25 protein-coding genes are annotated in these 21048 nt (G+C 48.4%); 18 read left to right on the plus strand and 7 right to left on the minus strand.

Annotated features, from left to right (window positions below; genetic code table 11):
- Window positions 1-683, plus strand: a 683-nt coding sequence (locus tag H8D24_06185; GenBank protein ID MBC8519975.1) for a DUF4143 domain-containing protein, incomplete at its 5' end; no start/stop codon positions are given.
- Window positions 683-955: a hypothetical protein gene (locus H8D24_06190; protein ID MBC8519976.1), complete on the plus strand. Its 273-nt coding sequence runs from the start codon at window positions 683-685 to the stop codon at window positions 953-955. The genes H8D24_06185 and H8D24_06190, both read left to right, overlap by 1 nt.
- A 251-nt stretch (window positions 956-1206) precedes the next feature.
- Here the strand turns inward: H8D24_06190 and H8D24_06195 are convergent, their stop codons facing one another.
- The 3 genes from H8D24_06195 to purM are packed head-to-tail and all read right to left on the minus strand — an operon-like array spanning window position 1207 to window position 3596.
- Complete coding sequence (locus tag H8D24_06195; protein MBC8519977.1) at window positions 1207-1932, minus strand: DUF3108 domain-containing protein; 726 nt, start codon at window positions 1930-1932, stop codon at window positions 1207-1209.
- A complete protein-coding gene (purN, locus tag H8D24_06200) occupies window positions 1901-2587 on the minus strand; it encodes a phosphoribosylglycinamide formyltransferase (GenBank protein ID MBC8519978.1) in 687 nt (228 codons plus the stop codon). Before purN ends, H8D24_06195 begins: the two co-directional genes overlap by 32 nt.
- Window positions 2550-3596: a phosphoribosylformylglycinamidine cyclo-ligase gene (gene purM / locus H8D24_06205; protein MBC8519979.1), complete on the minus strand. Its 1047-nt coding sequence runs from the start codon at window positions 3594-3596 to the stop codon at window positions 2550-2552. Before purM ends, purN begins: the two co-directional genes overlap by 38 nt.
- 40 nt (window positions 3597-3636) lie before the next feature.
- Between purM and H8D24_06210 the strand changes: the two genes are divergently transcribed.
- Together H8D24_06210 and hda are read left to right on the plus strand one after the other, a co-directional pair.
- Window positions 3637-4191, plus strand: coding sequence for a CDP-alcohol phosphatidyltransferase family protein (locus H8D24_06210; GenBank protein ID MBC8519980.1), 555 nt, complete (start codon window positions 3637-3639; stop codon window positions 4189-4191).
- The gene (gene hda, locus H8D24_06215) at window positions 4142-4876 is read left to right on the plus strand and encodes a DnaA regulatory inactivator Hda (GenBank protein MBC8519981.1); all 735 of its coding nucleotides are present in this window, start codon (window positions 4142-4144) and stop codon (window positions 4874-4876) included. Before H8D24_06210 ends, hda begins: the two co-directional genes overlap by 50 nt.
- Window positions 4877-5017: 141 nt before the next feature.
- On the opposite strand, the gene H8D24_06220 is transcribed toward hda, so the two are convergent.
- On the minus strand, window positions 5018-5380 hold the full coding sequence (locus tag H8D24_06220) for a DUF2069 domain-containing protein (GenBank protein MBC8519982.1): 363 nt from the start codon (window positions 5378-5380) through the stop codon (window positions 5018-5020).
- Window positions 5381-5440: 60 nt separating this feature from the next.
- On the opposite strand from H8D24_06220, the gene H8D24_06225 reads away from it, so the two are divergent.
- On the plus strand, window positions 5441-5974 hold the full coding sequence (locus tag H8D24_06225; GenBank protein MBC8519983.1) for a YqhA family protein: 534 nt from the start codon (window positions 5441-5443) through the stop codon (window positions 5972-5974).
- A 131-nt stretch (window positions 5975-6105) separates the two neighbouring features.
- On the opposite strand, the gene H8D24_06230 is transcribed toward H8D24_06225, so the two are convergent.
- The gene (locus tag H8D24_06230) at window positions 6106-7644 is read right to left on the minus strand and encodes a fumarate hydratase (protein MBC8519984.1); all 1539 of its coding nucleotides are present in this window, start codon (window positions 7642-7644) and stop codon (window positions 6106-6108) included.
- 10 nt (window positions 7645-7654) lie between these two features.
- Window positions 7655-8698 (minus strand): folate-binding protein YgfZ, encoded by a 1044-nt coding sequence (locus H8D24_06235; protein ID MBC8519985.1) that lies wholly within the window; start codon window positions 8696-8698, stop codon window positions 7655-7657.
- A gap of 83 nt (window positions 8699-8781) precedes the next feature.
- Here H8D24_06235 and sdhC point away from each other — a divergent pair, with 83 nt between their 5' ends.
- The 5 genes from sdhC to H8D24_06260 are packed head-to-tail and all read left to right on the plus strand — an operon-like array spanning window position 8782 to window position 12226.
- On the plus strand, window positions 8782-9159 hold the full coding sequence (gene sdhC, locus H8D24_06240; protein ID MBC8519986.1) for a succinate dehydrogenase, cytochrome b556 subunit: 378 nt from the start codon (window positions 8782-8784) through the stop codon (window positions 9157-9159).
- Window positions 9159-9491, plus strand: coding sequence for a succinate dehydrogenase, hydrophobic membrane anchor protein (gene sdhD, locus H8D24_06245; protein MBC8519987.1), 333 nt, complete (start codon window positions 9159-9161; stop codon window positions 9489-9491). Before sdhC ends, sdhD begins: the two co-directional genes overlap by 1 nt.
- A 7-nt stretch (window positions 9492-9498) precedes the next feature.
- Window positions 9499-11262, plus strand: a complete 1764-nt coding sequence (gene sdhA / locus H8D24_06250) for a succinate dehydrogenase flavoprotein subunit (protein ID MBC8519988.1) — start codon at window positions 9499-9501, stop codon at window positions 11260-11262.
- A gap of 11 nt (window positions 11263-11273) precedes the next feature.
- Window positions 11274-11975 carry a succinate dehydrogenase iron-sulfur subunit gene (locus tag H8D24_06255; GenBank protein ID MBC8519989.1) on the plus strand — a complete coding sequence of 234 codons (702 nt, stop codon included), beginning with the start codon at window positions 11274-11276 and terminating at the stop codon, window positions 11973-11975.
- Window positions 11972-12226: a succinate dehydrogenase assembly factor 2 gene (locus H8D24_06260; GenBank protein ID MBC8519990.1), complete on the plus strand. Its 255-nt coding sequence runs from the start codon at window positions 11972-11974 to the stop codon at window positions 12224-12226. Before H8D24_06255 ends, H8D24_06260 begins: the two co-directional genes overlap by 4 nt.
- On the opposite strand, the gene nadB is transcribed toward H8D24_06260, so the two are convergent.
- Window positions 12216-13808 carry an L-aspartate oxidase gene (gene nadB / locus H8D24_06265; GenBank protein MBC8519991.1) on the minus strand — a complete coding sequence of 531 codons (1593 nt, stop codon included), beginning with the start codon at window positions 13806-13808 and terminating at the stop codon, window positions 12216-12218. The genes H8D24_06260 and nadB overlap by 11 nt on opposite strands.
- A 150-nt stretch (window positions 13809-13958) precedes the next feature.
- Between nadB and rpoE the strand changes: the two genes are divergently transcribed.
- Genes rpoE through rnc form a run of 8 tightly spaced genes read left to right on the plus strand, consistent with a single transcriptional unit; the run spans window position 13959 to window position 21044 of the window.
- Window positions 13959-14537: an RNA polymerase sigma factor RpoE gene (rpoE, locus tag H8D24_06270; GenBank protein MBC8519992.1), complete on the plus strand. Its 579-nt coding sequence runs from the start codon at window positions 13959-13961 to the stop codon at window positions 14535-14537.
- The gene (locus tag H8D24_06275; GenBank protein MBC8519993.1) at window positions 14537-15460 is read left to right on the plus strand and encodes a MucB/RseB C-terminal domain-containing protein; all 924 of its coding nucleotides are present in this window, start codon (window positions 14537-14539) and stop codon (window positions 15458-15460) included. The genes rpoE and H8D24_06275 overlap by 1 nt, the downstream gene beginning before the upstream one ends.
- Window positions 15453-15917, plus strand: a complete 465-nt coding sequence (locus H8D24_06280; GenBank protein ID MBC8519994.1) for a SoxR reducing system RseC family protein — start codon at window positions 15453-15455, stop codon at window positions 15915-15917. Before H8D24_06275 ends, H8D24_06280 begins: the two co-directional genes overlap by 8 nt.
- 59 nt (window positions 15918-15976) lie before the next feature.
- Entirely contained in the window at window positions 15977-17476 is a 1500-nt protein-coding gene (locus tag H8D24_06285) for a Do family serine endopeptidase (GenBank protein ID MBC8519995.1), read from the plus strand.
- Between the two features lie 16 nt (window positions 17477-17492).
- The gene (locus H8D24_06290; GenBank protein ID MBC8519996.1) at window positions 17493-17711 is read left to right on the plus strand and encodes a glutaredoxin family protein; all 219 of its coding nucleotides are present in this window, start codon (window positions 17493-17495) and stop codon (window positions 17709-17711) included.
- Between the two features lie 50 nt (window positions 17712-17761).
- Window positions 17762-19564 carry an elongation factor 4 gene (lepA, locus tag H8D24_06295; protein ID MBC8519997.1) on the plus strand — a complete coding sequence of 601 codons (1803 nt, stop codon included), beginning with the start codon at window positions 17762-17764 and terminating at the stop codon, window positions 19562-19564.
- Between the two features lie 9 nt (window positions 19565-19573).
- Window positions 19574-20344, plus strand: a complete 771-nt coding sequence (gene lepB, locus H8D24_06300; GenBank protein MBC8519998.1) for a signal peptidase I — start codon at window positions 19574-19576, stop codon at window positions 20342-20344.
- A 16-nt stretch (window positions 20345-20360) separates the two neighbouring features.
- Complete coding sequence (rnc, locus tag H8D24_06305) at window positions 20361-21044, plus strand: ribonuclease III (GenBank protein MBC8519999.1); 684 nt, start codon at window positions 20361-20363, stop codon at window positions 21042-21044.
- Window positions 21045-21048: the final 4 nt, after the last annotated feature.

Below are 21048 nucleotides of genomic sequence, written 5' to 3' on the forward strand. Positions count from 1 at the left end.
GCCGCGCGGCCTGGTATCGTGACTATATCGATACTCTGGTGCAACGTGATGTGCGTGATTTGGCGCGCATCAACGCTCTGGATGCTTTGCCGCGGCTTCTGACATTGGCAGCGGGGCAAACAGCAAGGCTACTGAATGTCACCGATCTGGCTGCACCCTTTCAATTGAGTCGCCCCACTATCCGTGACTATATGACGTTGCTGGCGAGAATTTTTTTACTAGACGAGTTGCCTCCATGGCATAGTAATCGTCTGCGTCGCCTTATTAAGAGGCCCAAGTTACATCTGGGTGATACCGGACTGGCCTGCGCCTTGCTTGGGGTGAATGCAAAGACATTGTGGGATGATCGTGCTCTGTATGGACAGTTGCTGGAAACCTTTGTCTATCAGGAGTTGCGGCGTCATGCAAGCTGGCAAGAAGAACCCGTGAACTTTTATCATTTTCGTGACAAGGACGGGGCCGAAGTGGATGTGGTGATGGAGTCTGGGGGCAAGCTTTCTGGGGTTGAGGTTAAGGCAGCCTCCACGGTGGTGTCTGATGATTTCAAAGGATTGCGTAAGCTGAAAAATGGTGCGGGCAGACGTTTTGCTGTGGGTGTTCTGCTTTACGATGGGGATGCGATTACTCCCTTTGGAGAGGATCTGTATGCTGTTCCCATCGCCTGTTTGTGGGAGAGTCGCTGATGCCTTACACCGAAGACACCCTGGTTCAACAAACGACAGCCGAATATTTAGAAAATGAACTCGGTTGGGATTCGGTGTACGGCTACAATAACGAGACCTTCGGGCCGGACGGCACGCTCGGCCGGGACTCGGACTGTGATGTAGTACTTATCAGGCCACTGCGGGAAAAGTTGGTTGAGCTAAATCCGGATCTACCAGCTGATGCTTACGATTATGCTGTACGCCAGATCGTGGTGACCGCCTCAGGAAGCGTACAATGGTACAGAACCTGAAGCAGGTTATCGAAACCCGGCTGTAGCGCCTGCTGGAGCAGAATTCTCTACGTACCGATTTTCAGCAGCATTATGAGCAGATCGCTGCGCGAAGGGCTCGATGAAGAGTTACTCGTAATTTTCGATCTACTAAGAAAGGCTGGACTGAATTCCGGGGACATCAAGAATATCAAGGCCATCTCCGTTCTATCCATCTATCGGAGTAGGGTGAATAGATCAGCTGATCGGTTTTCATCTATTGTTACTTGGGGCTACTGGAGGATAGAGCTGCTTCTGAGCTGAAGCTGAAATAGAGTCCCATCTTTTTCTCGATATTCAACTTGTACTGGCAGATAGTCCAGTTCTGGTGCTACCCACAGCTCAAATGTACGTTTCCCCTCTTTTTGGCGAATGATATGTACAGTTTTGAATTCTCCAGCTGGCACCTGTGTGGTCTCACTATTACCAACAGTGAACAGGTAATTTGACCACCCGCCAGTTTTTGCTACCCGATATTTTAGTTCACTATTACCCTGTTTGAGGTCGTGCATCAGGGCAAGCAGAAACAGTGCCTCATCAACAGTTCCACTCTGTAGTTGATCAAGTTTCTGCTCTTTTCCGTCATCTTTTATGGTGACAGTTGCGCTGTTCCAATCAAAGATCCGTGATCTCTTTCTCTCTTTTTTTCCGCTTCTGTGGTAGTTGTATTGAATAGGGGTGATTTTCTTGTCACGCCACTTCCAAATAGAGCTCTCATCAATGATTTTCTTTACGAAGAGCTTGGCCAGGCCTGTGGGCTCAGTATGGATTGTGAACCGGCTGCTGTTGTCGGTTGCTGTTTTTGTTAAATTGTAAGTGGTCTCTCCAAGTGACATCCCTTTGCCGCTCAAGAGGTATTTGGCACTAAATGTCTCTGGAAATGCGCCAGCCCTGGCTGAGAAAAACAGTGCTGTAACAACAAGGATTCTAGCTAATAGTGTCGAGCTGAATTGGTTCATCGATAGGAGTTTGATCGAACAGCAGCTTTTCGTCAACCAGCTGAATGCGGCCATTGGCGATTAACTGAACCGCTGCAGGATATAGTTGGTGTTCTCTCTCCAGTACGCGGTTTGCCAGTGATGCAGCATTGTCACTATTTAATACAGGTATCTTGGCCTGCAGAAATACCGGTCCGCCATCCAGCTCTTCAGTTACGTAGTGGACACTTGCGCCATGCTCTTTTGCCCCGGCATCAAGCGCCTGTTGGTGGGTATGTAGCCCCTTGAAGTGAGGAAGCAGGGAGGGGTGAATGTTGATCAGTCTGCCGCGATAGTGGCGAACAAACTCAGAAGAGAGAATGCGCATAAAACCTGCCAGGATAACCAGTTCTGGCCGGTTTTGATCAATCTCCCTGATGAGTTCACGATCATAATCGGAACGACTACCGAAATTTGTGCTGTCGACTACAGTAGTTGGGATGTTGTTTTCTTTGGCAAAGGCAAGCCCCACCGCATCTGCCCGGTTACTGATAACCCCAGCGATTTTGATATCGATTTTATTTGCCTGCTGTGAACGCACAAGCGCCTGCAGGTTACTTCCTCGGCCAGATATAAGGACAACAACGGAGATTGGCCGGTTAGCAGAATACAACTTTGGGCTCTTTGCCCTCTTCATCAGAAGAGGTGATGGTGCCAAGTTTCCAGGCAGACTCTCCCTGTTTGGCGAGAATACTGATTGTACTATCTGCATCTTCGGATGAGACCACAACAACCATACCGACCCCACAGTTAAAGGTGCGAATCATCTCCTCATCGACCACATTCCCCTGCTCCTGAAGCCACTTGAATACCGCTGGCCACTCCCATGAGCTTTTTTCAACCATGGCGGTTGTGGATTCAGGAAGTACACGTGGAAGATTTTCTGTAAGTCCTCCACCTGTGATATGGGCTAATGCATGAACTGGAATCTGTTTGGCTAGTGCCAATAGAGGTTTAACATAGATCCTGGTGGGTTCCAGGAGCTGTTCTCCCAGCGGTTTTCCATCCAGATCTTCATTTAGGTCGGCATTGCTAACCTCAATGATTTTGCGAACCAGGGAGTATCCATTGGAGTGGGGGCCAGAGGAGCGCATTCCAATCAGCACATCTCCAGCTTTCACCCTGGAGCCATCAATAACCTCGCTCTTCTCTACAATGCCAACACTGAAACCAGCCAGATCATAATCTCCCTCGCTGTACATGCCCGGCATCTCGGCTGTCTCGCCACCAATAAGGGCAGCACCAGCCTGTTCACAACCGGTTGCAATACCATCTATAACAGAGATAGCAGTTTTTTTGTCCAGTTTTCCCGTCGCATAGTAATCGAGAAAGAACAGTGGTTCTGCGCCTTGCACAATAAGGTCATTTACACACATGGCAACCAGGTCAATACCTATGGTGTCGTGTTTTTCCAGTTGCATTGCCAGTCGTAGTTTAGTGCCAACGCCATCAGTACCTGATACCAGAAGAGGGTTCTTGTAACGGTCCAGAGGAATCTCGAAGAGAGCACCAAAGCCACCAAGGCCTGCCATTACTCCAGGGCGACTGGTTCTTGCTGCCAGAGGTTTAATATGTTCAATCAGGTCGTTGCCGGCATCAATATCAACGCCTGCATCACTATAGCTTAGAGATTTTTTTGAAGTCATTGTAAATCTTGAGGTCTAAAAAAAGGTATTCTACCGGATTATGGATCGACGCGATATTCCAAATCTAATTACCATGCTGCGAATGCTGCTGGTTATCCCCATTGTCTGGTTGCTGGATAATGGTTTCTTTCTTGAGACTCTCTACCTGTTTGCATTTGCTGGAATGAGTGATGGGCTCGATGGCTTGCTGGCAAAAAGGATGGGGTGGCAGAGCAGGCTCGGTTCTATTCTTGACCCGCTGGCGGACAAGCTGTTATTGGTCTCTACAACTGTAATGCTGGCCTGGTTGGGATTGATTCCAGTCTGGCTTGTGGTGATCATTGTGTTTCGTGATCTGTTGATTGTGGTGGGCGGAACGGTCTATCATTATCGTGTAGGCCAATACGACATGGCTCCAAGTATTGTTAGTAAAATCAATACGTTTACGCAGATATCTTATGTTTTAGGTATCGTAATTAGCCAGGCTTTTGGTGGGGTAAGTGATGAGGTGATTACTTTTTCAACCTATGTTGTGCTCACCACAACAGTTATGAGTGGTGCAGATTATGTCTGGACCTGGGGTTGGAGCGCGTACAGGAAACAGCACGGTGGATAGACAGATTCCTCTTTCGCTTTCACTGCAGGAGAGAGCCTCATTTGATAACTTTCATCCACAGCCGGGCTCCACAGTAGTTGCCATGCTACAGGAGATAGCTTCTGGAGATGGGCCACATCTGCTCTATATCTGGGGGCCAAATGGGGTAGGGAAGAGCCATCTTCTGCATGCTACCTGTAATCTGTTTGGTTCTGATCAGAGGCAATCTATTGTCTTGCCGCTCAAAACATTATTTGCTCAGGGTCCGGCATCGCTGGATGGGGTGGGGCAGTATGATCTGGTAGCACTGGATGATCTCGATGCAGTGGCTGGCGATAGCGGTTGGGAGGAGTCCCTGTTTCATCTGCTTAACAGATTACGGGATGATGGCAACCACGTTTTGATAACAGCAAAAACCGCACCTGCAGAGTTGAGCATGAAACTGCCTGATCTGCGTTCCAGACTTGGAGAGGGGGTGGTTGAACGCCTGACTTCTCTTGATGACAGGGAGAAGTGGCATGTCCTGCAGGAGCGGGCTGCATCAAGAGGAATGGAGATGGGTGACGAGGTTGCCAGCTTTTTGATGAGTCGAACATCCAGGGACTTTCATACACTCTTCTCACTGCTGGATCAGCTGGATGAGCATACTCTTATTGCACAGCGCAGGATTACAATACCTTTTGTTAAGGAGTTGTTGTCACTCTGATTTGTTGTGAACAGTTATATTGTTAATCCTTGCGAAAGTAATCACAACCTCACCCATGCAGCACGCTCAAGCATATCCCTGTGTCGCTCGACTGTGGCCGTCCAGGCCACAGACGGCTGCCCGTGTGAAGTTGTGATTACTTTACCTTGCTTCACTCTTTCCTGTAATTCTTGCATAGAAGGCACAACCAAAAAATAGTGTCAGGCTGAGAGCTATCTCAATTCCAGAATAGATCCTCTCTGGAGGGTTGATCACAAAATCTCCGATACCGTGAATAAAGTACAAGAGGGCAAGAAATCCGGTCCAGGCATGGGTATAGGCGCGGCCATGGAGGATTCCGCGTAGAGGCAATAGTAGTGGCACAACCATCACTATCAGGGTCATGGCTACAGGGAAATAGTGGGATGGCCCAAGCCAGATATTCCATAGCATAAGATGAGCTATCAGTGCAAAGTAGCTGATTAGCACCATAAATCGGAAGATTTTTTGTTTTGAATTAGCCATGGTAATAGAGTCGGAAATCGTGGATTATATAGAAAACTCAATATATGAAATGAACCTTTTATGAAAGCACTAGAACAGTTATTTGAAAATTTTCTCTGGAGTAGCCGCCTGGTCGTATTAACTGCTGTTATCTCAAGCCTGCTTGCCTCACTGGCAATGTTCTATATGGCCACAGTTGACGCATTTTATATGATCTCTCATCTTGTTCATTATGCAGACCCACTAATGGAGGCCGCAGCCAGAACAGCGCTTCATGCGGAGACAGTAACCCATATTGTAGAGATTGTGGATGGCTATCTGCTGGCCACAGTGTTGCTGATATTTGCGCTTGGTCTCTATGAACTCTTTATTAGCGAGATTGATGCTGCAGAGGGGGCAGCAACCTCTTCCAGTGTGTTGCTGATAAAAAGTCTGGATGATCTAAAGGCACGTCTGGCCAAGGTTATTTTGATGATTCTGATTGTGAAGTTCTTTGAGCATACTGTCTCCATGCACTTCGGGACACCTCTGGATCTACTCTACATGGCTGGGGGTATTGCCCTGATCGGTCTTGCGCTCTATCTATCTCATGCAGGAGACGAGAAGGGACACTAGCCCGTATTTCTCACCAGGATGAATCCTTGCGGAAGTAATCTCGCCTCACACAGGTAGCCGTCTGTGGCCTGGACGGCCACAGTCGAGCGACACAGGGATGTGCTTGAGCGTGCTGCATGAGTGAGACGCGATTACTTCCGCAAGGGTTCATGCCTAGGGCGGCCGATCTCCTCAATACGGATTTTCCACTCTGCCGGGCCACTTTGATGGAGTGACTCGCCGTTGCTATCGACTGCGACGGTGACAGGCATATCCTCTACTTCGAACTCGTAGATAGCCTCCATGCCCAGCTCCTCGAATGCAATAACCCGAGATTTCTTGATCGCCTTGGCAACAAGGTAGGCTGCACCACCAACAGCAATCAGGTAGACAGACCTGTGTTTTTTAATCGACTCAATTGTGGCTGGACCACGTTCTGCTTTGCCCACCATCCCAATAAGGCCTGTCTTCTCCAGCATTAGATCAGTAAAGCTGTCCATTCTGGTTGATGTAGTGGGGCCGGCTGGTCCAACCGCTTCACCTTTGACAGGATCAACAGGTCCAACGTAATAGATCATCCGATTTTTCAGATCGACACCATCTGGCAGACCTTGTCCAGACTCAAACAGTTCCGAAATTCGTCTGTGTGCAGCATCTCTGCCAGTTAACAGTTTTCCATTTAACAGCAGGGTCTCGCCAGGCTTCCACTGATGAGTGTCTTCAGCGGTTAAGGTGTCGAGATCAACTCTGCGAGCATCAGCTGATGGCCTCCAGGTGATGTCCGGCCACTCATCAATCGAAGGAGGTGTCAGCTCTACAGGCCCTGATCCATCAAGGCTAAAGTGAAGGTGGCGGGTAGCAGCGCAGTTGGGAATTATGGCAACAGGTAGTGATGCAGCATGTGTCGGGTACTCTCTGATCTTTACATCCAATAGTGTGGTTAGTCCACCCAACCCTTGTGCACCAATACCAAGAGCATTGACCCTCTCCATGATCTCGATTCTAAGTTTCTCGCTGGTGGTGTTAGCTCCGCGTTCACGTAGCTCCTGTATGTCGACAGGATCCATCAGAGCCTCTTTGGCCATCAGCATCGCTTTCTCGGCGGTGCCGCCAATTCCAATGCCAAGCATGCCTGGAGGACACCATCCGGCCCCCATGGATGGGACCTGCTCAACAACCCAGTCTGCAACATTTGCACCTGGACCAAGGTTGGTAAATCTGGCCTTGTTTTCCGATCCTCCACCCTTGGCGGCAACGATGATATCCAGTTTGTCGCCAGGAACCATTTCGACATGGAGCACGGCAGGGGTGTTGTCTCTGGTGTTTTTTCTCTCCCCGGCAGGATCATCCAGTATAGAGGCACGCAGTTTGTTGTCAGGGTCCAGATAGGCGCGACGCACACCCTCATCAGCCATCTCTTGCAGTGATGTGCCGGTGTCCCAGTCTATCTCCATCCCTATCTTAAGAAAGATCACGACAATCCCGGTGTCTTGACAGATCGGACGTTTGCCCAGCGCGGACATTCTGGAGTTCATCAGAATCTGAGCAATTGCATCCTTGGCAGCAGGAGACTGTTCTCGTTCCCATGCGGCGCCCATTGCCTGAATGAAGTCTATTGGATGATAGTAGGATATATATTGCAGGGCATCTGCAATACTGGAGATGAAATCTTCTTGTTTGATAATGGTCATGGTTGGTATTTTAATCTTTGGCAGTGAGTTCCTGTACTGTGACCGGGATGGTCTCATCTTCGTGCAGGGTTAGATCTCCGGCATCAGCAATTGCAACCTCAAGTACAGCCAGACCCTCCCAAACTCCATCGCCATCCTTTTGCACAGATACAATCTCACCAGCCCCTTGTGGTGAGCTGGAAGATTTCGAGTATAGACTACTACCGTCTGCAGGGGTGCTCTCATCAAGAATTGTAATCCTGTACATCTTGCGTTTGAGTTTTCCCAGGTACTCCATACGGGCGACAACCTCCTGTCCTGGATAACAGCCTTTGGTAAAGCTGAGCCCATTCAGGGCCTGCAGATTAACCATCTGTGGAACAAATGATTCCTGAGTTTTTAGTGTGATTGATGGAGCTCCTGCGCGTATATCCAGTAGCTCCCATGGTTCTCTGCTTACAGGAGTTGATTGTACATCCAGATGTGACCATACTTTTTCTGCATGAATGCTGTCAGTGATAACAAGAAAGCGTTGGTAAAGTGTAGGGCGTAACCTTATTACCTGAATATTGTTTGCGTTAACTGTGTCATCAATATTCTCTGGTAAATGATCAACCAGGGAGGAGAGTTGTTGTTCAGCGTCAGGGCCCGATACCCCTATGCGTACCAGCTGATTACTTAAATCATCTATTGTCACGCTGGATCGCATCACAAACATCTGCAACCGTTTTTGTGCGTAGTCACGTAGCTCTTCTGGCAGCAACAGGAGGAATTTGTTATTTTCATGACGGATAACATGAAACAGCACCAGTAGACGCCCCTTTGGACTACACCACCCATCCAGCTGGCTCTTGCCTATATCAAGTGCGCCAATATCATTGGTGAACTGGTTTTGCAGAAAATCTGCACTATCATCTCCGCTCACCTCCAAAACAGCCAGGTGAGAGAGATCACACATAACATCTCCGCTTGATACAACATGGCGCTCCTGTTCCGGGTTACCGAAGCTTGTTACGCACTCATTCTCAATCTCTGCGCCACTGCCTTGCAGAAAGTTTAGCCATTCACTATTCATGGTGTCAGTTATCCTCTTGCAATTGATATATGGTTCAATTACTGTGAATTCAATAACACAATAATAACCATAACCAGTACACCATGGAGAAAAATTCGAGACCTGTTTTCCTCAATCTATTGCAGATTAGTTTCCCGGCGACTGCAATACTCTCTATTCTTCACCGCATTTCAGGGGTGGCTCTGTCTCTTCTTCTGCCGCTTTTTCTCTATCTGTTTGAACGCTCGTTGCATGGTGCCGACTCATTTCAGCAGCTACTGGATTTGTGGGAGGATCCACTCTCGCGCTTTATTGCCATAATTGTATGTTGGACTCTGATACACCACCTGATATCAGGAGCACGTATTTTGTTGCTTGATATTGGTGTAGGGATAGAAAAGGATAGTGCAAGTGATGGGGCAATAGTGGTCTCCGGATTGAGTATGTTGGCTCTTGTTTTGGTCGGTTGGGCACTGTTCTGATGTTTGTTCTTACCGGAATGCGGGCCTGGGTAATACAGCGTTTCAGTGCCGTTGTTCTGTTGATAGTGATGCCTCTGCTGCTGGTCTCACTGTTGCAGCTTGAGGATACGGGGCATGAAGGGTGGAGGCGGTGGGTTGTTGACGGGTTCAATCCAATCTGGATTATGGGCGGATTTATTGCTCTGTTACTGCACTGCTGGGTAGGCATACGTGATGTCCTGCTCGACTATGTAAGGCAGCGTATGGTAAGAATTGTGTTGTTGGGTGGTACCGTACTGGTGCTGTTCTGGTTGGGGCTGTGGATGGCTCTTATCTTGTTGAGCGTAATGTGAGTTTGTCATGACACTTAAGAGGAGAACTTTTGACACCGTGGTTATAGGTGCAGGTGGTGGTGGATTGCGTGCCGCACTGCAACTTGCAAATGAAAATGTTCGTGTTGCAGTGGTCTCCAAGGTCTTTCCAACCCGCTCTCATACTGTTGCTGCTCAGGGGGGGATCAATGCTGCTCTCGGTAATGTGATGGAAGATGACTGGCGTTGGCATATGTATGACACCATTAAGGGGAGTGACTGGCTTGGAGATCAGGATGCCATAGAATATATGTGCCGCTCAGCCTACAAACTGGTGACCGAGCTGGAGCATTCAGGAGTACCATTTTCCCGGCTGGAGGATGGAACCATCTATCAGCGCCCATTTGGTGGGCAGAGTCAAAATTATGGTGGTGAACAGGCGGCACGTACCTGTGCAGCAGCAGATCGTACCGGACATGCGATTCTCCACTCTCTCTATCAACAGAATCTGGCGCAGCAGACACACTTTTTTGATGAATACTTTGCGCTCGATCTGCTGCGTGATGATGGAGGCAGAGTAGTAGGTGTGCTGGTGTTGGAGATTGCAACTGGAGAGCCTCTGTTGCTGGATGCCAAGACGGTGCTGCTGGCGACAGGTGGTGCAGGACAGATTTTCAAGACCACCACCAATGCAATGATAAATACCGGGGACGGTATGGCGATGGTGCTGCGTGCTGGTATCCCGCTGCAAGATATGGAGTTTTTTCAGTTTCACCCTACCGGCATTGCAGGCAAGGGGATGTTGCTCTCAGAGGGGGCACGTGGAGAGGGTGGTTATCTGATAAATGGTGATGGTGAGCGTTTTATGGAACGTTATGCCCCAAGTGCGAAAGATCTTGCCAGTCGTGATGTGGTGAGTCGTGCAATATTTTTAGAGGTAGAGGCGGGACGTGGTTGTGGACCAGACAGAGATCATGTGCTGTTAAAGGTTGATCATCTTGGGGAGGAGGTGGTCAAGAAGCGATTGCCGGCAATTCGTGATCTGGCGATAACTTTTTCTCATCGAGATATGGCAAAGGAGCCCGTCCCGGTCTATCCGACAGCTCACTACACTATGGGTGGTATCCCGACCAACCGCTTTGGGGAGGTGTTGGGGCAGGATGGAGAGGTTAATGCGCCTGTGCCTGGTTTGTTTGCGGTGGGTGAGTGTGCCTGTGTCTCGGTCCATGGAGCAAATCGTCTGGGCGGAAACTCTCTGCTGGATATTGTGGTTTTTGGTAGGGCGGCAGGCAACAGAATCCTGCAGTACCATCATGATCAGAAGCACCGTTCAGCTATTCCAGAGCAGGCAATCAATAAGGCGCTGAGTCGTTTTCAGCAACAGGGAAGTGGAGGCGGTGGCGAGAAAGAGTCCGTCTCTCAATTACGTAATGAGCTGAAAGAGACTATGGAACGTTACTGTGGAGTCTACAGGAGTGAAGATGTTCTGCAGCAAGGAGTAGAGAAGATTCGTTCCATTAGAGAGAGAGTCGGCAATGTGGTGGTTCATGACCAGAGCAAGATATTCAATACCGCACTGATTGAGATGCTGGAGCTGGAGAATCTGGCCGATGTGGCGTTGGCGACAGTGGTCTCTGCAGCAGCCAGGCAGGAGAGCAGAGGGGCTCACTCCAGGACTGATTATCCAGAGCGAGATGATGAGAACTGGTTGGCCCATAGCCTGTTTTCACTGGATGGAGAGTTGCAGTACAAAAAGGTAAATATGAACCCATTGACGGAACCAGCAGTGCCGCCAAAGGCCAGGGTTTATTAAAGGGTATCTGCATGAGATTTTTAATCTACCGATTTGACCCCGAACAGGACTCAGAGCCACGTATGCAAGAGTATCTGCTTGATGATGATCTGATCTCGGATGAGATGATGGTGTTGTCAGCACTTAAGTTGATAAAGGCAGAGGATGAGTCGCTATCTTTCAGGAAATCCTGTGGTGAGGGGGTATGTGGTTCTGACGGGATGAATATCAATGGTAGCAATAGCCTGGCCTGTATCACTCCGCTCAAGGGGCTGAAGGAGCCAGTTGAGATTCGCCCATTTCCGGGACAACCGGTGATTCGTGATCTGATTGTCGATATGGATCCATTTTTCCGTCAGTATCGGGCAGTTAAACCATGGCTAACTGTAGATGATCAAGAGCCAGAGGTGGAGTATAGACAGTCACCTGAGGAGAGAGAGCGGCTAGATGGTCTCTATGAATGTATTCTTTGTGGATGCTGTTCTACAGCATGCCCCTCATTCTGGTGGAATCCAAAAGAGTTTCTGGGGCCAGCTGCGCTGTTACAGGCGTGGCGTTTTGTCTCTGACAGCAGGGACCAGGCAACAGATGAGAGGCTGCATGCTCTTGAAGGGCCATTCAAGCTGTTCAGGTGTCGCACCATCATGAACTGCACAAACAGCTGTCCAAAAGGGCTTAACCCATCTGATGCCATTGGAAAGCTGCGAGGGGCAATGTTGAAGCGCTCATTATGATTACCCATTCTCAGATATTGTGGCGCTGTCGCAGGGGGATGTTGGAGCTTGATCTGTTGCTTCAGCATTATGCAAACAGGCATTACCGGGATGCGCCAGAGTGGTTACAGAAGCAGTTTATATTATTATTGGATGAGTCTGATCAAGATCTTCAGGGGTGGCTGTTGAATGGTGAGCAGACATTCAGTTTGATGGTTGCCGATATCATCGCTGAGATTTCGGGAATGGAGCTCTCTTCTGTTACGGCTTGAGGATGGTGTTTTCCGCCTTGTCTAAAAGATCTGGGTGATCCAGAGTGTAGTGCAGGCCGCGGCTCTCTCTGCGTTGCAGGGCAGAGTGTATGATCAGTTCCGCAACCTGCGCCAGGTTACGCAGCTCCAGCAGATTATTTGAGATTCTAAAGTTGCTGTAGTACTCGGCAATCTCATGCTGCAGCAGTTCAATACGGCGTTGAGCACGCTCCAGACGTTTGGTTGTGCGGACAATTCCAACGTAGTCCCACATGAATCTGCGAAGTTCGTCCCAGTTGTGTGAGACCACAACCTCCTCATCAGAGTCGGTGACCCTGCTCTCATCCCATGGTGGAATTTTGATATTTGATAATTGTTGTTGGGGGCTTTGGTTTATTTCGTTGGCTGCTGAAGTGGCAAAAACCAGACACTCAAGCAGAGAGTTGCTGGCCATTCTGTTGGCCCCGTGGAGGCCTGTATGTGCCACCTCACCAATGGCGTAGAGACCATCAATATCAGTTTTTCCGCTGGTGTCAGTAGTGATGCCACCACATGTGTAGTGGGCTGCAGGCACCACAGGTATTGGCTCTTTTGTTATATCAATCCCGAATTTCATAAGTTTGCTATGGACCATTGGGAAGTGTTTCTTTATGAAATCTGCATCCTTGAAGCTTATATCCAGATAGAGATGTTCAACACCAAGTCGTTTCATCTCATGGTCAATAGCTCTGGCTACAATGTCTCTTGGCGCCAGCTCTTCTCGGGAGTCAAAGTTGCTCATAAATGGCTCCATGTTTGGAAGAAGAAGTTTTCCTCCCTCACCACGTACTGCCTCGGTAATAAGGAATGATTTTGCCTGAGAGTGGTAGAGGCAGGTTGGGTGGAACTGGTTGAATTCCATATTGGCAACCCTGCATCCTGCACGCCATGCCATGGCAATACCGTCTCCTGTAGAGATATCGGGATTGCTGGTATAGAGATAGACCTTGCTGCCGCCTCCAGTTGCAAGCACCACATGGGGTGCCTTGAAGGTGTGAATCTGATCATTTAGACGATCAAGTATATAGGCGCCAATGACTCGATTCTTATCATCTGAATCAAGCTTTGATGTGGTGATGAGATCGATGGCAATATGGTTTTCGAATATTTCGATATTGTCTCGAGATCTGACCTGTTCATTAAGTGTGGTCTCAATTGCCTTGCCGGTAGCATCGGCGGCATGGATAACCCTGCGATTGCTGTGTCCGCCCTCACGGGTAAGATGGAGTGGTGAATCGGGATTGGATGGTTCTGTATGTGAAAACTGCACTCCTGCGTTAATCAGATTTTCTATGGATGATTTGGCATTTTCTACGGCAAAGCGCACCACGTTCTCATCACACAGACCTCCTCCGGCACTTATGGTGTCCTGGACGTGGGACTCAATAGAGTCATCCTCATCAAGAACTGCGGCAATTCCCCCTTGTGCGTAGAGGGTGCTGCCTTCATCCAGTAGAGATTTGGAGAGAAGGGCAATTTTAAGTGTTGGGGCAAGCTGCAGTGCCATGGTTAGGCCGGCAGCTCCGCTTCCAATAATCAGTACGTCATGTTGATAGAGGGACATTATGGAACCATTTTACCGTGTACGGGTCTATTTCATCCACTTGTATGATAATGTCGGTAATGTCTGGGATAACTTGTGAGGGAGCTCTGATTGGGTCACGAAGTGACTTAATCAGAGCTTTCTCAGTTAAATTAAAATATGGGAGTACCTTTGGAGCAGCGGGATGTCGACCAGCTATTGGTGGAGCAAGTTCAAAAGGGTGACAAGCGAGCGTTTGATCTTCTTGTTCTGAAATACCAGCATAAGGTGATTTCGCTGGTAAGGCGGTTTGTAAAGGATCATGCCGAATCAGAGGATGTGGCTCAGGATGCGTTCATCCGTGCCTATCGTGCCCTGGCAAATTTTCGTGGAGATAGTGCCTTCTATACCTGGCTCTACCGAATTGCTGTCAATACAGCAAAAAACCATCTGACGGCAAAAGGGAGAAGACCACCAGCAACTGACCTGGATGCGGAGGATGCGGAACTTTTGTTGCAGGGTGAGGGTCTGACGGAGAAAGCAACGCCGGAAAGTGAGTTATTAAGAGATGAACTTCAACAGACGCTTGTGCTTGCGCTGGAGAATTTGTCTGCAGATCTGAAGATGGCAATTACATTACGAGAGCTTGAAGGTATGAGTTACGATGAGATTGCGGAGATTATGGATTGCCCGATCGGTACCGTCCGTTCCAGAATTTTCCGTGCACGTGAGGCTATTAGTCAGCAATTGCAAGAGCTGGGAGAGTATTGATGAATCATGACAGGACTGCAGGAGAGCAACTCTCTCGATTGATGGATGGGGATCTCTCTGAAGATGAGGTAAAGCAGCTGCTTTTGCAGGTCGAGAGGAACCCACAGCTACGTCAACAGTGGAAAAATCACCATTTGGCAAGACAGTTGCTGTTCGAAAATGGAAGTTCATATGTGGCGTCAGCAGAGAGAGGAGGTGTTGCAGATCGTGTGGCAGAAGCGATAGAGAAAGAGGCCGCTATTCTTGCGCCAGCACCCACTTCCGATTCGGTCTCTGCTTCAGTCTCTGGTAGACGCAAGGCGTGGGTCCCATTGGCACTGGCAGCATCTCTTGCTACAGTCAGTTTTCTGGTGATTCAGCAGATGGGCCTCCAGATTGTTCCGTATTCAGCAAATGAGAAGGATGCCTCCGTAGCTACGGAGTGGGTTGAGGTGGATGGCAGGTGGGTTGAGCGCTGGATTAATCCGTTGGAGCGTTCTGCTCGTGTTCGTTCATATATGGTTCGTCATGATGAGAATAGACATTCTGCACAGCAGCGGGCTGCACTTGTCTCTACTGCACCATCCCTTAATGGAAGAGCTGGGGCATCACAACAGGTGGTAAAGAGGATTGTCGGATGGAGGCTTGGTTGGTTGCCAAACGGATTTCATAAAATCGATGTGGTTGAGCACAGTATCCCCGAATTTGGTGGTGTAGTTAATCAGTTGATTCTTAGTGATGGTGAGAATGTGTTCTCTCTCTTTATCGAAAAATCTGATTCCGCACGTGGGCAGCCGGTTACAGAACGCCAGATGGAGAGCAATGGACGGCCGTTGAATATTTATAGCCACTCTGTGTTGGGATACAGGATTACAGTTCTTGGTGAGATGCCAATTGATATAGTGAAGAGGGTGGCAATATCGCTGGAGGCTGAAAGTGGTTAAGGAGATGGCAACCGTAGTGGCAGTTGATGGTGATAAGGCGTGGGTTGAAACCACTCGACAGAGCTCTTGTGGTAGTTGCGAGTCATCATCAGGCTGCGGTACGGCAACATTTTCCAAGGTCTTGGGGAACAGACCATTCAGAGTGCAGGTAGAGAATCCTCTTCATGCAAAAATTGGGGAGCAGGTTATTATTGCTATCTCGGAAAATAGTCTGATGAAAGGGGCTGTTCTGCTCTACATGATTCCACTATTGGCCCTTTTTCTGTTTGCATTGATTGGGCAGTGGGTGATGGCTAACTGGTTTGGTTCTGTTCAGGAGTGGGTAACAGTTGTGGCTGGGGCTGCTGGGGCTTATGCTGTGGTTCTATGGATGAAGAGTAAAGGATGGTTTGAGCAACAGGAGATGGTTCCAGTGATAACAGAAGTTAAAGCGCAATATTTTGTGACTATGGATTAACAATAAGATTAAATAAAACAGTTAAATATGTTGACTATCTAAAGGAATATATGAAAATGATGGGATGGTGCAAAGGGTGTAAAAAGGCAGTTTGGGTCAGGTTGTTTGTGGTGTTGCTACTGTTGCCGGTTGGGGGGATGGCGGCAGAGGTTGCCGCTCTCCCAGATTTTACCCGGCTGGTAAAGGAGCAGATGCCGGCAGTAGTAAGTATTAGCGTAACCCAGAAGAGAAAAATGCCATCAATCCCCGGGATGGGGCCATTCTCTCAGGGGCCTGATGACCTGCCTTATGAGGAGCTGCCAGAGTTCTTCCGCAGATTCTTTGAGGATAGAGGGATGGGGCCTCGAGGACCTGTTCCCCGTCCAGAACCACGTGAGTTTGAGACCCAGGCTCAGGGGTCCGGAAGTATTTTGACAGAGGACGGTTATATTCTTACCAACCACCATGTGGTTGAAGATGCTGATGAGATTAATGTTCGTCTATTTGACCACAGGGAGTTCAAGGCAGATGTGGTTGGATCAGATAAAAGATCAGATATTGCCCTGATCAAAATTGATGCTAGTGGCTTGCCAATTGTTAAGACCGGCACTAGCAAGGATCTTGAAATTGGTGAGTGGGTACTGGCAATTGGCTCTCCTTTTGGTTTCGAGATGTCAGCAACAGCAGGCATTGTCAGCGCCAAGGCGAGAAATATCTCTGAGGGTGATAACAGATTCAACTATGTTCCATTTATTCAGACTGATGTAGCGATCAATCCAGGAAACTCAGGCGGTCCGCTCTTTAACCTTGATGGTGAGGTGGTTGGAGTAAATTCCATCATATTCAGCAAGTCAGGGGGGTACATGGGGCTCTCTTTCGCTATACCCATTGAGGTTGCGATGGATGTCGTCAAGCAGGTCAAGAATGGTGGTCACGTCAGCCGCGGTTGGCTTGGGGTACTGATTCAGTCAGTTACCAGTGACCTGGCTGACTCTTTTGGAATGGATCGTCCGGTTGGGGCATTGGTTGCTGAGGTGTTGAAAGATAGCCCTGCCTCTCATTCTGATCTCCAGGTTGGTGATGTTATTACAGAGTTCAATGGACACTTTGTGGAGAGTAACTCTCATCTGCCACCAATTGTTGGAAGAACACCTGTTGGTCATCCTGTTCCGGTAAAGATTATTCGTGAGGGGCGAGAGATGGTTGTTCAGGTGGTGATTGGTGAGCTCCCATCAGATGATGAGTTAGCATCAGTCGAGCCACAAAACAGTGATAAGCAGGTAGAGAAGGCTACCATGGAGAGACTGGGGATGACGTTGGAGAGTATTCCTGAGGAGGTTCGAGAGAGCCGCTCCATCCACTCTGGCGGAGTCTTTGTTAAACAGGTTGAGGCTGGAAGCGTTGCGGATCGTTATGGTCTGCAGGCAGGAGATGTGATCAGTCGAATCAACTATGTGGTGATTGAGGGAGTAGATCATCTGCTCCAGATTCTTGATCGTCTGCCGGATGGTAAAGGTGTTCCTGTCTATGTTGTTCGTGAAAAAGGACCCATCTTTCTTGCCTTGAGGATGCCAGATTAAGAGAGAGCTCAAGTTGATGGTTCGGCAGGGGTGTCATCTCTGTGATGATATGGAGGAGCTACTGACCCATCATCCACTACGTGACCGTTTTAAGGTGGAGCGTATCGTCATAAATAATGTTCCGGAGCTGGAGTCACAATATGGGACAAAAGTGCCGGTTCTGCTGGAGCAATCAGAAGAAATCTGTCATTATTTCCTGGATGAAAAACGGCTCAGGGAATGTCTGGGTAAATGACTAGAAAATGACTCCAGTTGGAGTCATTTTTTTAATTGACGGAACAAGTAGTGTACGACCTCTCGCAGATCAGAAATTTTTCTATTATTGCCCATATAGACCACGGCAAATCAACTATTGCCGACCGCTTCATTCAGGTCTGTGGTGGCCTCTCTGATCGTGAGATGTCTGCACAGGTGCTTGACTCGATGGATATCGAGAAAGAGAGGGGGATTACTATCAAGGCGCAGAGCGTCTCTTTGGAGTACAAGGCCAGTGATGGAAAGATTTATCTGCTGAATTTTATCGATACTCCAGGACATGTTGATTTCAGTTATGAAGTATCACGCTCTCTGGCAGCTTGTGAGGGCGCACTACTTGTGGTGGATGCGGCTCAAGGTGTTGAGGCACAGACAGTTGCCAACTGTTATACCGCAATTGACCTTGGTCTTGAGGTGCTTCCGGTTCTAAACAAGATTGATCTCCCTTCGGCAGATCCGGAACGGGTTATTGAGGAGATTGAAGAGATTGTTGGCATTGATGCTGCAGATGCCAAACGGGTAAGTGCAAAGACGGGATTGGGAGTTGATGAACTTCTGGAGGAGATTGTTGAGCTAATTCCTGCTCCACAGGGAGACCCTGACGGCAAGCTACAGGCGCTGATTATTGACTCATGGTTCGATAACTATCTTGGTGTAGTCTCATTGGTGCGGGTTGTGAATGGTAGAATCCGCAAGCGGATGAAGATGAAGGTAATGTCTACCGGAAATAGCCATCTGGTTGACCAGGTTGGTATTTTTACCCCAAAGCGTACTTCGAAGGATGAGCTGGTAGCGGGCGAGGTGGGATATATTATTGCTGGAATCAAGCAGATTGATGGGGCACCTGTTGGTGACACCTTGACCAATGCGGGAGATCCGGTTGAAGAGTCACTGCCTGGATTTCAGGAGGTTAAGCCACAGGTATTTGCCGGGATGTATACGGTTGATACTGATGACTATGAGGATTTTCGTGATGCTCTGGCCAAACTTCGTCTTAATGATGCAGCACTGGAGTATGAGCCGGAGGTGTCGCCAGCACTAGGTTTTGGATTCCGTATTGGTTTTCTCGGTATGCTTCATATGGAGATTATTCAGGAGCGTCTGGAGCGTGAATATGGTCTCAATCTCGTTACTACAGCGCCCACAGTAGTCTATGAGATTGAGAAGAGTGATGGTGAGATTATCCATATTGATAACCCCGCTGATCTTCCTGTGGTTAACAAGATAAGTGAGATTCGTGAGCCGGTAATTGTCTCCAATATTCTGGTCCCTCAGGATTATGTTGGAGCGGTGATAGGATTATGTATAGAGAAGCGTGGGGTGCAGAAGGATATGCAGTATATGGGGCGACAGGTATCTATTACCTATGAGCTTCCGTTATCCGAGGTGTTGGTTGATTTCTTTGATCGACTCAAATCAGTGAGCCGTGGATTTGCCTCAATGGACTACTATTTCAAGGCGTTTCAGGTTGCTGATCTGGTCAAGGTTGATCTGCTTATCAATGGTGACAAGATGGATGCACTGTCAATGATTGTACACCGAGATGCATCAATTTCGAGAGGACGCTTGCTGGCTGACAAAATGAAGGAGATCATCCCGCGGCAGATGTTTGATGTGGCAATTCAGGCCACCATTGGCGCCAAGATTATCTCCAGAACTACTGTTAAGGCATTGCGAAAAAATGTTACCGCTAAATGCTATGGTGGTGATATTACAAGAAAAAAGAAACTGCTTGAAAAGCAGAAAGAGGGAAAGAAGAGAATGAAGAGAGTGGGCAAGGTGGATATTCCCCAAGAGGCATTCATGGCAGTATTACAGACCAGTAAGAAATAGGAGGGGAGTATGCATCTCGATTTTTCAGGAATTTTGGTGATTGCATTAATGGTAACCGGTGGGATCTGGTTGCTGGATGCAAAATTCTGGGCGGAAAAACGTCAGGGAAGAGATATACCAATTTTGGTGGAATATGCGCGTTCCTTCTTCCCGGTTATTTTGATTGTTTTGATATTGCGCTCATTTATATTTGAGCCTTTCAGGATTCCCTCCAGCTCAATGCGTCCTACTCTGGTTGTGGGAGATTTTATCCTGGTAAATAAATTTGCCTATGGATTGCGCCTGCCGGTAGTGGATACCAAAATTCTTGAGGTGGGTGAGCCTCAGCGGGGAGATATCATGGTCTTCCGCTACCCGGAAGATCCAAGTGTGGACTATATCAAGCGTGTGGTCGGTGTTCCTGGGGACAGGATTGAATATAGAAACAAGAGGCTCTCTGTTAATGGCAAGCCAGCCAATATAACAAAGCATGGTTCCCATCTCTGGATGAATAATAGGTGCCATACCATAAACTCTCTGCGCTTTAGAGAACAAACCCCGGATAGTGATCATGAGATTCTGACTATTCCTCAACGCTCCTCACGAGCAGAGGGAGAGTGGGTGGTCCCAGAAGGCAGCTACTTCATGTTGGGGGACAATCGTGACAATAGTCGTGATGGTCGTTACTGGGGGTTTGTGCCAGAGGAAAATATTGTTGGTAAGGCAGTTGCTGTCTGGATGAGTTGGGATTTCAGTTGTGGAGATGGAATCAGCTGGAATCGAATTGGTTCGATAGAGTAGTCCGGGCCAAGAATAGATGCCGCACACCCCATTGGAACAACTTGAACAGCGACTGAACCACACGTTTCAGAATCCTGCTCTGTTGCGTCAGGCAGTTACCCATCGCAGTATGGGAAATCAGAATAATGAACGTCTTGAGTTCCTGGGGGACTCTATTCTTGGTTTTGTAGTGAGCGACATGCTCTACCACCACTATCCCGATGTTCCCGAGGGGGATCTCAGCAGGTTGAGAGCGCGTCTGGTGCGAGGAGAGAGTCTCGCGGAGATTGCCAGAGAGTTTGAGATTGGGGATGCTCTTTTGCTGGGGCAGGGTGAGTTGAAAAGTGGTGGATTTCGTCGTGACTCAATTCTTGCAGATGCTGTAGAGGCAATTATTGGTGCCATCTATCTGGATAGTGGTTTTGCCGTTTGCGAGGAGTGGCTAAAGAATCTGTTTGAGCAACGTATCAACAATTTGCCCCCACTGACAGAACTGAAAGATCCCAAGACCAGACTTCAAGAGTGGCTGCAGGCACGTAAACATCCGTTACCAAATTATGAGGTGGTTAAAGTCAAGGGTGAAGGGCATCTTCAAACCTTCATAATAACCTGCCGAGTTGATGATGTGGATGTGGTTACTCAGGGCGAAGGTGGCAGCAGAAGAAAGGCTGAGCAAGAGGCTGCAGCACTGGCAATAGCAAAATTGGAGAAAACCGGGTGAGCAA

The organism is Candidatus Thiopontia autotrophica, from assembly GCA_014384675.1.
Classification (GTDB): Bacteria; Pseudomonadota; Gammaproteobacteria.

Excerpts from the sequence above, each read along its gene's own strand:
- lepB (MBC8519998.1), top strand. The coding sequence starts at position 19,574 with ATGCATCTCGATTTTTCAGGAATTTTGGTGATTGCATTAATGGTAACC.
- H8D24_06225 (MBC8519983.1), top strand. The coding sequence starts at position 5,441 with ATGAAAGCACTAGAACAGTTATTTGAAAATTTTCTCTGGAGTAGCCGC.
- hda (MBC8519981.1), top strand. The coding sequence starts at position 4,142 with ATGTCTGGACCTGGGGTTGGAGCGCGTACAGGAAACAGCACGGTGGAT.
- sdhC (MBC8519986.1), top strand. The coding sequence starts at position 8,782 with ATGGAGAAAAATTCGAGACCTGTTTTCCTCAATCTATTGCAGATTAGT.
- H8D24_06260 (MBC8519990.1), top strand. The coding sequence starts at position 11,972 with ATGATTACCCATTCTCAGATATTGTGGCGCTGTCGCAGGGGGATGTTG.
- H8D24_06285 (MBC8519995.1), top strand. The coding sequence starts at position 15,977 with ATGGGATGGTGCAAAGGGTGTAAAAAGGCAGTTTGGGTCAGGTTGTTT.
- H8D24_06290 (MBC8519996.1), top strand. The coding sequence starts at position 17,493 with ATGGTTCGGCAGGGGTGTCATCTCTGTGATGATATGGAGGAGCTACTG.
- H8D24_06275 (MBC8519993.1), top strand. The coding sequence starts at position 14,537 with ATGAATCATGACAGGACTGCAGGAGAGCAACTCTCTCGATTGATGGAT.
- H8D24_06195 (MBC8519977.1), bottom strand. The coding sequence starts at position 1,932 with ATGAACCAATTCAGCTCGACACTATTAGCTAGAATCCTTGTTGTTACA.
- nadB (MBC8519991.1), bottom strand. The coding sequence starts at position 13,808 with ATGTCCCTCTATCAACATGACGTACTGATTATTGGAAGCGGAGCTGCC.
- purM (MBC8519979.1), bottom strand. The coding sequence starts at position 3,596 with ATGACTTCAAAAAAATCTCTAAGCTATAGTGATGCAGGCGTTGATATT.
- H8D24_06210 (MBC8519980.1), top strand. The coding sequence starts at position 3,637 with ATGGATCGACGCGATATTCCAAATCTAATTACCATGCTGCGAATGCTG.
- rnc (MBC8519999.1), top strand. The coding sequence starts at position 20,361 with ATGCCGCACACCCCATTGGAACAACTTGAACAGCGACTGAACCACACG.
- sdhA (MBC8519988.1), top strand. The coding sequence starts at position 9,499 with ATGACACTTAAGAGGAGAACTTTTGACACCGTGGTTATAGGTGCAGGT.
- H8D24_06230 (MBC8519984.1), bottom strand. The coding sequence starts at position 7,644 with ATGACCATTATCAAACAAGAAGATTTCATCTCCAGTATTGCAGATGCC.
- sdhD (MBC8519987.1), top strand. The coding sequence starts at position 9,159 with ATGTTTGTTCTTACCGGAATGCGGGCCTGGGTAATACAGCGTTTCAGT.
- H8D24_06255 (MBC8519989.1), top strand. The coding sequence starts at position 11,274 with ATGAGATTTTTAATCTACCGATTTGACCCCGAACAGGACTCAGAGCCA.
- H8D24_06190 (MBC8519976.1), top strand. The coding sequence starts at position 683 with ATGCCTTACACCGAAGACACCCTGGTTCAACAAACGACAGCCGAATAT.
- H8D24_06235 (MBC8519985.1), bottom strand. The coding sequence starts at position 8,698 with ATGAATAGTGAATGGCTAAACTTTCTGCAAGGCAGTGGCGCAGAGATT.
- purN (MBC8519978.1), bottom strand. The coding sequence starts at position 2,587 with ATGAAGAGGGCAAAGAGCCCAAAGTTGTATTCTGCTAACCGGCCAATC.
- H8D24_06220 (MBC8519982.1), bottom strand. The coding sequence starts at position 5,380 with ATGGCTAATTCAAAACAAAAAATCTTCCGATTTATGGTGCTAATCAGC.